Raw genomic sequence first — 11,065 nt, 5'->3', positions numbered from 1 at the left:
TGGTGCCGACTACCGGAATCGAACTGGTGACCTACTGATTACAAGTCAGTTGCTCTACCTACTGAGCTAAGTCGGCACACTTTATTCTTTGTGCTTTTGTCCGTGTTATAACATTTCGTTAAGACACCAACAAATCAAAATATGGTGCCCGGAGGCGGAATCGAACCACCGACACGAGGATTTTCAATCCTCTGCTCTACCGACTGAGCTATCCGGGCAACGGAGCGCTATTAAACGGATTTTCCCGCGTTGCGTCAACCACTTTTTTTAAATAATTTCAAAAAAGTGGTTGTTCGAACGCTTTTTATTCAACTGTCACTACAAAGTTTGCTTCGAGTTAAATTCCTTTTTGAAATTTGTAACTTTTTCTAGGTAGCGACGCGCTTCTGCGTTCGGGTGTTTCTTGGTTAACGCCCAATAAACTTGGTTGGGTTGCAATGAATTAAGATCTTGCATTGCGCGTTTGCGATCACTGCGATGAAATGTGTTTAAAACTCCTCCAGTACCGCCATTGTAAGCTGAAATCATGCTGTACTCGAGAGAGGTAGGGTGGCGGACTTCTCTTAAATAACGATTTTTTAAGATATAGAAATACGCAGTACCAGTATCTATGTTGTTTTCTGGATTAAACAAATATTCAGGGCTTGGTTGGCCCGAGCGCTTTTTCACGAGTTTGAACACATCTCGTCCCGCTGTTTTAGGTACAACTTGCATTAGGCCATATGCATTTGCCCAACTTACCGCGTATGGGTTGAAACTGCTCTCGGTTTTAATAATGGCGTATATCAAGTCTTCTGGAATGTCGTATTTCTTGGAAGCTCGACGCACGATATCGGCGTATTGGTAGCTGCGAGTTGAAAAGTGGTCTTCAACCATGGGAATTTCGACGTAATACGCTTTCTTGAAATCTACATTTTTGGTTTTTATTTTATTTGCGATGAGGTATTCCGCAAATCGGTTTGCCCGCCAAGACCATTGAATTGGCTTATTGTCTTGGTCGACAACTTGTTTATACAGGAATGGTTGCCCCTCTAACGTGATACCTTTAGAGGAGAATAAGTCGACGTGAGCGGGATCGTCTGGTGTTAATAAGGTGGTGACAATCGCGTCTTTTAGGTGTTTTTGGGGCTCTGTCGGTGATACGGTCTCTATCGTGATCACGCCTTTGCGAAAGTCGACCTCGGCGCGGCTAAGGTAGTTATCGATGTACTTAACGTAATTACTCTTGCCAGCGTACTTGATTTCTTTTTTACCCCAGCGCTTTTGAATATTGCCTGAAAAGCTATTGATTAAGGCATCTAGCGCCGCAGTATCTTTTTCAAATTGTCCTGGTAGCTCAGCTAAGTTATTGGCAAAACGGTTTGTTGGCTCGTAGTTGACGTCATAAATCTTTTCGACGAATTCACGGCTACAGCCTGCCATTAAAAGTGCGGCAGCAATAAAGACAATTTTTTTCATAAGTATCAGAGTTATTGAAGGTAATAGAAAAATGACACCACAAATGGTTGTGATGTCATTGTTTAACTCAAGCGACTTTATTCGCTCGGCGGTGTGTAACCTTCGATATGAACGTCTTTTCCTTCAAAGAGGAAATTTACCATTTCTGTTTCGATCAGTTTGCGGTGTTCTGGATCCATCATGTTGAGTTTCTTCTCGTTGATCAACATGGTTTGTTTGTGTTGCCACTGAGCCCACGCTTCTTTCGAGATGTTGTCGAAAATGCGTTTACCTAGTTCACCAGGGTAAAGTTGAAAGTCTAGACCTTCGCCTTCTTTCTTTAGTCGAGCACAAAATACAGTGCGGCTCATAATGACTCCTTGTATTCAATTAACGAAGTTCGTGGGGTAGCGTTTCCAGCAATAGTTTTACTGGCGCGGCTAAACCGACTTCTTCAGGTTTAGATAAGTTATACCAAAGACCTTTGTTGCCTTCCATTATCACGTCCGGTTGCTTTGATAAATCAATCAAAATTGGCGTGATATCTAGGTGGTAATGGCTGAATGTATGACGAAAGGTAATCAGTGTTTGCTTCTGTTTGATATTGCTGGCTTGAATGCCGCGTTGATCCAGTAGCAATTCAATGTCGCTTTCTGCATCCACATGTTCGGTTTGTGGGAAGCAGAATAAGCCACCCCAAATGCCTGTTTGTGGTCTTTGCTCCAACCACACCTCATGACCATTTTCGGTGTTGTGGTGAAGCATCACGAAACGAGTTTGCTTGATTGGTTTATCTTTCTTCGGTTTTTTGCCCGGGTAGTCGAGCACATTACCTTGTTGTTTTGCCACACACAGGTCAGCAACAGGGCAGAGGCTACATTTGGGTTTGCTGCGAGTGCAGACCATTGCGCCCATGTCCATCATTGCCTGGTTATACTTATCTACATCCGTTTGTGGGGTATGCGTTTCGGCAATTTCCCACAGCTGGTTTTCAACCTTTTTTTGTCCTGGCCATCCTGCAACTGCGAAACAGCGGGATAGGGTGCGCTTCACGTTACCATCAAGAATCGCGTGTGGTTGTTTATACACAGACGATAAAATGGCGGCAGCAGTAGAGCGACCAATCCCCGGTAGGGCGTTCATTTTCTCTATATCAAGAGGAAACTCACCATTGTATGTAGAGGCGACCTCTTGTGCTGCTTTGTGAAGGTTACGGGCTCGGGCGTAATACCCTAAGCCAGTCCAAAGGTGTAGGACTTCATCTTGCTCAGCATTGGCAAGATCGATTACGGTTGGAAAGCGCTCCAAGAAACGTTGGTAATACGGAATAACCGTAGTGACCTGAGTTTGCTGAAGCATAATTTCAGACAACCAGACACTGTATGCGGTCTTATTTTGTTGCCACGGAAGATCTTTTCTTCCATATGCGTCATACCATTCTAGGATGGCACTGGCGAAAGGTGTCACGACTTGCTCTGTATTCTATTATTGGTTAGGTGCAAAATTGCACCACATAATGGGCAAGAAGTACAACGGATAAACAGTAGGGATATAAAGAGGTGTTTCGTTGCTTTTGGGTTGCCATAGACCAAGAGCTCAACAAATACTTGCACCTAAGTAAATTCTTTGGATAATCCCCGCTTTGATTAATCAATGTGCAGGCAAAATCAATGAGTGAAGTAACCACTAACGAATACAACGAAGACGGAAAGCTGATCCGCAAAATCCGCAGCTTTGTACGCCGTGAAGGGCGTTTGACTAAAGGTCAAGAGAGCGCGATGAATGAATGCTGGCCTACGATGGGTATTGACTTCAAAGCTGAACTTCTCGATTGGAAAGAGGTGTTTGGCAACGATAACCCAGTAGTGCTTGAGATCGGTTTTGGTATGGGTGCTTCATTGGTTGAAATGGCAAAGAACGCGCCAGAGAAAAACTTCATCGGTATCGAAGTTCATAGCCCAGGCGTTGGTGCTTGTCTTGCCGATGCTCGCGAAGCGGGAATTACTAACCTGCGTGTAATGTGTCACGATGCGGTAGAAGTATTCGAACACATGATCCCAAATGGCAGCTTATCGACACTGCAATTGTTCTTCCCAGACCCTTGGCATAAGAAGCGTCACCACAAGCGTCGTATTGTTCAATTAGGTTTTGCGGAAATGGTGCGTGAGAAGCTTATCCCTAATGAAGGTATTTTCCACATGGCGACCGACTGGGAAAACTACGCAGAGCACATGATTGAAGTGATGAACCAAGCGCCAGGTTTCGAAAACATTGCTAAAGATGGTGATTTCGTTCCTCGTCCAGACGATCGCCCGCTAACGAAGTTTGAAGCTCGTGGTCACCGTCTTGGTCACGGTGTTTGGGATATCAAATATAAGCGTATTGCGTAACCAGAGGAGTTCATGGGATGTACCATTACGCGATATTAGCGAATCCGGGTCATAACCGAATTTACTTTGATAGCGCAATGACCATTGCCTGTTCTGAACTAAAAGCAATTTTAGCTTCACAAGGCGTGGATGTGACAGAAATTGGTAGTAAAGACGTTGGCTTACCTGCTGCGTTGGTGTTTTCTTGTCAGGAAGCGCTAACCGATGAGCAGGCGCGAAGAATCGCAGCCTCTTCGATTTACTATGCGCTATTTGAAGTGCGCGAAGATGGTTTACTTCGACCAGTTCAAGCGCCCGTATTTAACACTTTCCCGGAAAGCATGAGCCAGATTTTGCGCTACACCGGGAAAACAAATGAGCAGTTTACCCGTTTGATGGTGAATATCGGCATTAGTGCGTCCAATACGGGAAGTGAACAACTGACCTTAATGGATCCAATGTGTGGTAAAGGTACAACCTTATTTGAAGGCTTGATCCACGGTTTGAACGTGGTAGGGGTTGAGATCAACGCCAAGTGGGTGCAAGAGATCCAGACCTTTATTGTTAAGTTCATGAAGAATGGCCGCTTTAAGCACAAAGTGAGCAAAGAAAAGCGCACTGCGGGTGGCAAGAAAGTGGCGGATGGTTTCGTGGTTGAAGCTGCAGCAAATAAAGAAGATTACAACCAAGGCAATCTTCAGTTTATGAAGCTGTATTCGGCTGATACTCGTATCGCTGATCAAGTCGTGAAAAAGAACTCAGTTGATGTGATGGTGTCTGATCTGCCTTATGGCGTGCAGCACGGCAGCAAAAATGCCAAGGACAGCAAACTGAACCGTAGTCCACTAGAGCTTTTAAAAGAGGCTCTGCCTGCATGGAAAGTGGTATTGAAAAAGCAAGGTTCAGTGGTGTTGTCTTTCAATGAATTCACATTGAAATGGAAAGATGTCGCGGCATTATTTGAAGAGCAAGGTTGGAAGGTACTTTCAGAAGAGCCTTACATCGGTTATCTTCACCGTGTTGATCAATCTATCAACCGCAATATTATTGTGGCAGTAAAACCATAATCGACTTGAGTCGAACGAACCCTATGGAAAAGCCAACGACACGTTGGCTTTTTTTACCTCTGAGCTCAACGAGTTCTCTTGTAAATAGAAGGTAGAGAATGAAACCGACAGTGGAAATTTTGACAGATATTTTGGCGGAAGTACGCCCTTTAATCGGCCAAGGTAAAGTGGCTGATTACATTCCTGCTCTGGCAAAAGTACCCAGCAACAAGTTAGGTATTGCGGTATACACCAACGAAGGTGAGGTTATTAAGGCGGGTGATGCCGATGAACCTTTCTCTATCCAATCTATTTCAAAAGCATTGAGCTTGACGTTAGCGATGTGCTTGTACAAGCAAGAAGAAATTTGGTCTCGAGTGGGAAAAGAGCCTTCGGGGCAGGCATTTAATTCGCTAATCCAGCTAGAAATGGAGCAAGGTATTCCTCGTAATCCATTTATAAATGCTGGAGCGATAGTAGTGGCAGATTTGTTACAAACTCGCTTATCTGCACCTCGTCAGCGCCTGTTGGAATTTGTGCGTCAGCTTTCTGGTGATACCCATATTGTGTATGACAAAGTCGTTGCGGCATCCGAAATGATGCATGGTGATCGTAATGCGGCGATTGCATATCTCATGCGTTCGTTTGGCAACTTCGAAAATGAAGTGATTCCAGTACTACAAAACTACTTCCACGCTTGTGCGCTGAAGATGAGTTGCGTCGATTTGGCTAAAACGTTTAGCTATTTAGCAAACAAGGGCACATCGGTACAAACGGGTAAGCCTGTAGTTTCTCCTGTGCAAACCAAACAACTTAATGCACTGTTAGCAACGTGTGGCTTGTATGATGGCGCGGGCGAGTTTGCTTATCGCGTTGGTATGCCTGGTAAGTCTGGTGTTGGTGGTGGCATTATCGCGGTAGTACCTGGTGAAATGACCATTTCAGTATGGTCTCCAGAGCTTGATCCTTCAGGTAACTCGCTTGCGGGTACTAAGGCGCTTGAGCTGCTCTCAGAGCGAATTGGCCGTTCAATTTTCTAAGGTTGGAAATGTGTCAACCTTATTTAGGGTGGTACTGTTTCTAAATAAAAAGCCTCTCAATTGAGAGGCTTTTTTGTTTTGGGGTTGCGTTACTCTTCGCTTTCTTCGGCCATAAAGGCTTCGAGCAAATCATTAAGGAAGAGCTTCCCTTTTTCAGTAATTTGCCAGTGGGTAGGCGTTTCACTCAGGTAGCCCATTTCTATCGCCCAGTTGATGGTTTCTTGAATCGTACTGAGCGGTAAGCCCGTGGTGTCCACGTAATCTTGCTTCGGACAGGCTTCAATTAAGCGGAATCGGTTCATAAAGAACTCGAATGGACGATCTTCATCCGCGACGACATGTTCCGTATGCAGATAAGGTTTGACCATATTTTGATAAGCCGCTAAATAGCCTCGCGGGTGTTTTACCTTTGTCGTTCGAATAATACGTCCGTCGGTAAAACTGAGTTTGCCATGAGAGCCACAACCGATACCAAGGTAATCACCAAAGCGCCAGTAGTTGAGGTTGTGCTGACACTGATAGCCCGGCTTACTGTAACCGGAGATTTCATATTGCACATAACCCGCGGCTGCAAGTTTTTGGTGTCCGAGCTCGAAAATATCCCACAAGTCATCATCGTCAGGTAGCGTTGGTGGCTTGTAGTAGAACATGGTGTTTGGTTCGATGGTCAGCTGATACCAAGACAAGTGCGGCGGTGCCAACTCAATCGCTTTGTCCAAATCTGCCAAGGCTTGTTCGATGCTTTGATCAGGTAAGCCGTGCATGAGATCGAGGTTAAAGCTGTTCAAACCGATTTGGTGCGCCAGCTTAGCAGCATTGACGGCTTCGTCTTGGCCGTGAATGCGCCCCAAACGCTCAAGCTTCTGCTGCTCAAAGCTTTGTACGCCGATAGAGATACGCGTTACACCAGCTTTGCGGTAGCCAACAAAACGCTCTGCTTCGATGGTGCCTGGATTCGCTTCCATGGTGATTTCGATTTCAGGCTTGAACGGAATACGCGCTTCAATGCCCTTAAGTAGATGCTCGATGCCTTCTGCCGAAATCAAACTCGGCGTACCACCACCAATGAAGATTGAATGCAGTGGACGTGGCGCTTCGTTAAGTCGGTATTTCTCAATGTCGGTATCCAAATCTTCTAAAAGGGCACTGATGTACTCTTCTTCTGGAATCTCGGTTTTGAGCGCGTGAGAGTTAAAGTCGCAATACGGGCACTTTTGCACACACCAAGGGATGTGTACATACAAGCTGAGTGCTGGGGGCGTTAACATGGTCTAATTCGCTCGTGATTACTGAGACACTTGCTCAGACAGTTGAGCAAACAACGACTTGAGCGCTTTACCGCGGTGAGACAGTTGTTTCTTACGTGCAGGTTCAAGTTCGGCTGACGCACAGTTGTCTTCAGGAACAAAGAAGATAGGGTCGTAGCCAAAGCCATTTTCACCGTGTGCTTCAGTTAGAATTCGGCCTTCCCATTTACCGTGACAGACGATAGGCGTTGGGTCGTTCTCGTGACGCATGAGGACTAATACGCAGTGGAAACGTGCTGTACGCTCTGCTTCTGGTACGCCTTCCATTGCCGCGAGCAATTTTTCTAGATTCTCTTGATCAGATGCGCTCTCGCCTGCGTAACGTGCAGAGTAAATGCCCGGAGCGCCTTTTAAGAAATCGACTTCTAATCCAGAGTCGTCTGCAATGGCAGGAAGCCCTGTTTCTTGTGCGGCATGGCGAGCTTTAATGATTGCGTTTTCAATGAAAGTTGTACCCGTTTCAGCTACTTCCGATACATTGAATTCACTTTGCGCTAATACTTCAAAGCCGAAGTCAGACAATAAATCTGCCATTTCACGAACTTTGCCTTGGTTACCAGTTGCTAGCACAATTTTTTTCATGGGAATCTCTTTTAATAGTGATAGAGGAGAACAAATCGTTCTCCTCTAGATATTCTTTAACTAATAAGTGGTTTTTAGCCTGCTTAGATCCAAAAGCTTTTGGAACATCACAACCCAATTACTCTTCAACATAAAACTTCTGGGTGAATTTAAGCTTACCTGAGCCTTTGTTTCCAGCTTTTACGTCAATATCGAAAGTAAAAGTTTCTTCGTGGGTAATTGGTAGTTCGGCTAAATAGTATATCGCATTGCCTTCTTTGACTTCACGAAAGGTCAAGGTCTGAGTTTGGCCGATAAGGTTCTTCGCGCGTCCAGCAATTTTTGCTTCTAATGCTGGTTTACCCAATGAAGCTCTATCTAACACGCTAATATTAACCACAGCGAGGTATCCATTACGTTTGATATCGTAGCTACGTGCGACTTTGGGTGTTAGGAATGTTGAGTTAAACGCGACATAGTGTACTTCGATATCTTTCATATTTTTAAACTGATCGGCGAAGCTTGGTAACGACAACAGGCTAATCAGTAATGCGGTAATCCATTTGCTCATTGTTACTTCCTCAAAGCACTTGTTATAAAACAACCATAGCTGCAATTTTACCTTGGTCAGGGGGTAAAAATGCGTACTCAGTCGTTGGTATTAGTAAGTGTGGTACAAAACCGTAAATAAAAAGCCATCATATGATGGCTTTAATTTCTGTCGGTATCTGGGTAGGCGATTCTATCCGAATTTGTTTGTGCCGTCCTAATTCACCTTTTTCTATGTGAACCAAGCCCTTAGCGATTTTAAACTGCTTGGCTAAGAACTTAGTTAGGTGTGCATTAGCTTTGCCATCGACAGGTGGAGCAGTAATGGCGATTTTTAGCTCTTCACCATGCAAGCCAACGATTTTATCGCGGCTAGCTTTAGGTTGAATATAGAGCTTCAGGATGATGTCCTCACCATCTTGCCAGACTGCAGCTGACATTATAGCTGGAACCAAATTGGACCAATGATATCGCCCATTAAGAAGTTCGCGAACTGCAAGCCGATAAATAACACCAGTACGCTTAAATCAAGACCACCAATAGCCGGAAGAATACGACGGATTGGAGCGCACATTGGCTCGGTCAGTTGATGGAATACGTACTCGATAGGGCTGCGGCCTTGGCTTACCCAGCTCAAAATTGCACGGATCAATAGTACCCAGAACAATAGGCCACCTGCGGCTTTGATTAATGATAATAAGCCCAAGAATAAGAAGTCAGCGCTGAAAGAGACGGAACCGTTCGAAGCTATTAGGATAAGCACGACAAATTTAAGCACACACAACACGTAGGCAAACAACACGGTTGCTAGGTCAATATTCCCCACGGAAGGGATAACGCGGCGCAATGGACCAATGACCGGCTGAGTCGCTTTTACTATAAATTGCGAGAATGGGTTGTAGAAGTCTGCGCGCGCAGCTTGCAACCAAATTCGCAAAATTACGACCATGATGTACAGGTCAAATAGGGTTGAGATGAGAAAACTCATTGAATTCATAAGGTACCCTTAACAAGTGATGGATGATACTAAACGGAGTTCATCCAAATAATTAAAACAGTTTTTCCATTTCTTCCGCGCGAGCCACAGCAGCTTGCATGGCTTTAGCGACAATATCTGAAAGTTGATGTTCGTTGAATGTACGCAGTGCTTCTGCCGTTGTCCCACCTTTCGAAGTTACGTTCTCACGCAGGGTTGATAGCTCAGTTTCTGGGTTGCTAACCACCATACTGGCCGCGCCCAGTGCAGCTTGCTGAACCAATAGTCGAGCGGTCTCTTTATCAAAGCCTTGCGCAATCGCTTCTGCTTGCATCGCTTCCATAAACAGGAAGAAGTATGCTGGAGCACTGCCCGCTGCGGCAATCACATTATTGATGCCAGACTCTTGCTCAACCCAACATACTTTACCGACCGCTTCCATTAACTCTGCGGCAAAAGCTTTGTCGTGCTCGGTTACATGAGTTGGTGCGAACAACCCACTCATACCCAACCCAAGTTGTGATGGCGTATTTGGCATAACACGAACCAAGTTCAATTTGGTGGCTAGCATATCATCCAATCGTGAACAGTTGATGCCTGCGGCAATAGAAATCACCAGTTTATTAGTGAAATCGATCGATTGCAGTGGTTTACAGACATCCGCCATCATTTGCGGTTTTACAGACAATACCACCACATCCGCCTCGGTCGCAGCTTGGATGTTATCGCTGGTGGTACGGATGCCAAAATCTTGTTCTAGCAGAAGGCGACGAGCCTCTGAAGGAGCCGTCGCGGTAATGTTTTGCGCAGGGTATCCGTTAGCAACCAAGCCGGAAACAATGGCTCTCACCATGTTGCCAGCACCAATGAAGGCGATTTTTTTATGTTCCATTTGTCTGATTTCCATCATGATATTTAGAATTTGTTGTGCGCTCAGGTGTATAATGGCGCCGCTGTTACTTACTGCTCCTATTGGCGAGTAAGATGATTGCGCATTTACGCTCTAACGATTGGCGACATAACTTATGTCGCGAGTGAGCGTTTTGTTGATTTAGCTGTAGTCTCGTGCGCCGAAAATAGCGGTTCCAATACGAACCATTGTACTACCAGCTTCGATTGCAGCGGTCATATCACCACTCATTCCCATTGATAATGTATCGATTTCTGGGAACTGTGCTTCGAGTGTTTGCTTCAACGTAGCCAACTTCTGAAATTCATGGAGTTGTGATTCGTAGTCAGACACGTTGGCAGGAATCGACATCAACCCTCTTAAAGTGAGGTTGGGTAGGCGAGAAATCAACTCCGCCAGCTCGAATACTTCCGCTTCAGTGACACCAGACTTAGATGTCTCACCACTGGTGTTAACCTGAATCAGAACTTGTAGCGGTTTAAGTTCGCTTGGCCGCTGATCATTCAGGCGTTGAGCAATCTTGGTTCGATCGATGGTGTGAACCCAATCGAAATGTTCAGCAACAAGTCGCGATTTATTTGATTGGATCGGGCCAATGAAGTGCCATTCGATTCGATTATCTGGATAATGCTCGGTAAAGTGCTGAACTTTACTGACGCCCTCTTGAACGTAGTTTTCACCAAAGGCGGTTTGTCCCGCTTGGTAGGCTTCGAGAATTGCCTCGACAGGTTTAGTTTTGCTTACCGCTAGAAGTTGCACTGACTCTGGAGTTCGACCACATTTTTGCTCGTCATATCGAATTTGAGAGGTGATATGTTCAATATTTTGTTGAATACTACTCATAGCTGTACTTTAGACTTAAGGATTTTA

General features: G+C 45.1%; 13 protein-coding genes and 2 tRNA genes. 3 read left to right on the top strand and 12 right to left on the bottom strand.

Translation table 11 applies throughout. The annotated features are described in order from the left end of the window. The 5 genes from R7Z41_RS14640 to mutY all read right to left on the bottom strand — a co-directional run bounded on the left by R7Z41_RS14640 (position 1) and on the right by mutY (position 2,904). A tRNA-Thr gene (locus R7Z41_RS14640) sits at positions 1 to 76 on the bottom strand. Positions 77 to 142: 66 nt separating this feature from the next. After that, positions 143 to 218, bottom strand: a tRNA-Phe gene (locus R7Z41_RS14635). Between the two features lie 100 nt (positions 219 to 318). Next, a complete protein-coding gene (gene mltC / locus R7Z41_RS14630; protein ID WP_005381001.1) occupies positions 319 to 1,458 on the bottom strand; it encodes a membrane-bound lytic murein transglycosylase MltC in 1,140 nt (379 codons plus the stop codon). Between the two features lie 77 nt (positions 1,459 to 1,535). Then, positions 1,536 to 1,808, bottom strand: a complete 273-nt coding sequence (locus R7Z41_RS14625; RefSeq protein WP_005381002.1) for an oxidative damage protection protein — start codon at positions 1,806 to 1,808, stop codon at positions 1,536 to 1,538. Between the two features lie 19 nt (positions 1,809 to 1,827). After that, positions 1,828 to 2,904 (bottom strand): A/G-specific adenine glycosylase, encoded by a 1,077-nt coding sequence (mutY, locus tag R7Z41_RS14620; RefSeq protein WP_017635575.1) that lies wholly within the window; start codon positions 2,902 to 2,904, stop codon positions 1,828 to 1,830. A 203-nt stretch (positions 2,905 to 3,107) separates the two neighbouring features. On the opposite strand from mutY, the gene trmB reads away from it, so the two are divergent. The 3 genes from trmB (at position 3,108) to glsB (ending at position 5,892) form a co-directional block, all read left to right on the top strand. Beyond that, entirely contained in the window at positions 3,108 to 3,827 is a 720-nt protein-coding gene (gene trmB / locus R7Z41_RS14615) for a tRNA (guanosine(46)-N7)-methyltransferase TrmB (RefSeq protein WP_005384506.1), read from the top strand. Between the two features lie 17 nt (positions 3,828 to 3,844). Then, on the top strand, positions 3,845 to 4,873 hold the full coding sequence (locus tag R7Z41_RS14610; RefSeq protein WP_005384509.1) for a TRM11 family SAM-dependent methyltransferase: 1,029 nt from the start codon (positions 3,845 to 3,847) through the stop codon (positions 4,871 to 4,873). 98 nt (positions 4,874 to 4,971) lie between these two features. Beyond that, complete coding sequence (gene glsB, locus R7Z41_RS14605; RefSeq protein ID WP_005381007.1) at positions 4,972 to 5,892, top strand: glutaminase B; 921 nt, start codon at positions 4,972 to 4,974, stop codon at positions 5,890 to 5,892. Positions 5,893 to 5,981: 89 nt separating this feature from the next. On the opposite strand, the gene hemW is transcribed toward glsB, so the two are convergent. From hemW to R7Z41_RS14570, 7 genes are all read right to left on the bottom strand, one after another. Next, positions 5,982 to 7,160, bottom strand: a complete 1,179-nt coding sequence (gene hemW, locus R7Z41_RS14600; RefSeq protein ID WP_104979712.1) for a radical SAM family heme chaperone HemW — start codon at positions 7,158 to 7,160, stop codon at positions 5,982 to 5,984. Between the two features lie 18 nt (positions 7,161 to 7,178). Next, complete coding sequence (locus tag R7Z41_RS14595; protein WP_005381009.1) at positions 7,179 to 7,781, bottom strand: XTP/dITP diphosphatase; 603 nt, start codon at positions 7,779 to 7,781, stop codon at positions 7,179 to 7,181. Between the two features lie 118 nt (positions 7,782 to 7,899). Next, positions 7,900 to 8,331 (bottom strand): DUF4426 domain-containing protein, encoded by a 432-nt coding sequence (locus R7Z41_RS14590; RefSeq protein WP_005381010.1) that lies wholly within the window; start codon positions 8,329 to 8,331, stop codon positions 7,900 to 7,902. Between the two features lie 127 nt (positions 8,332 to 8,458). Next, positions 8,459 to 8,749 carry a DUF167 family protein YggU gene (yggU, locus tag R7Z41_RS14585; RefSeq protein WP_005381011.1) on the bottom strand — a complete coding sequence of 97 codons (291 nt, stop codon included), beginning with the start codon at positions 8,747 to 8,749 and terminating at the stop codon, positions 8,459 to 8,461. Next, a complete protein-coding gene (locus R7Z41_RS14580; RefSeq protein ID WP_005381012.1) occupies positions 8,749 to 9,306 on the bottom strand; it encodes a YggT family protein in 558 nt (185 codons plus the stop codon). Before R7Z41_RS14580 ends, yggU begins: the two co-directional genes overlap by 1 nt. A gap of 52 nt (positions 9,307 to 9,358) precedes the next feature. After that, entirely contained in the window at positions 9,359 to 10,177 is an 819-nt protein-coding gene (gene proC, locus R7Z41_RS14575) for a pyrroline-5-carboxylate reductase (protein ID WP_005381013.1), read from the bottom strand. 159 nt (positions 10,178 to 10,336) lie between these two features. Beyond that, positions 10,337 to 11,038 carry a YggS family pyridoxal phosphate-dependent enzyme gene (locus R7Z41_RS14570; RefSeq protein WP_213971884.1) on the bottom strand — a complete coding sequence of 234 codons (702 nt, stop codon included), beginning with the start codon at positions 11,036 to 11,038 and terminating at the stop codon, positions 10,337 to 10,339. Between the last annotated feature and the right edge of the window lie 27 nt (positions 11,039 to 11,065).

It is taken from the genome of Vibrio sp. 1457 (genome assembly GCF_033340195.1).
GTDB lineage: Bacteria > Pseudomonadota > Gammaproteobacteria > Enterobacterales > Vibrionaceae > Vibrio > Vibrio alginolyticus.
This window is presented reverse-complemented; position numbering and strand designations above follow the sequence as displayed.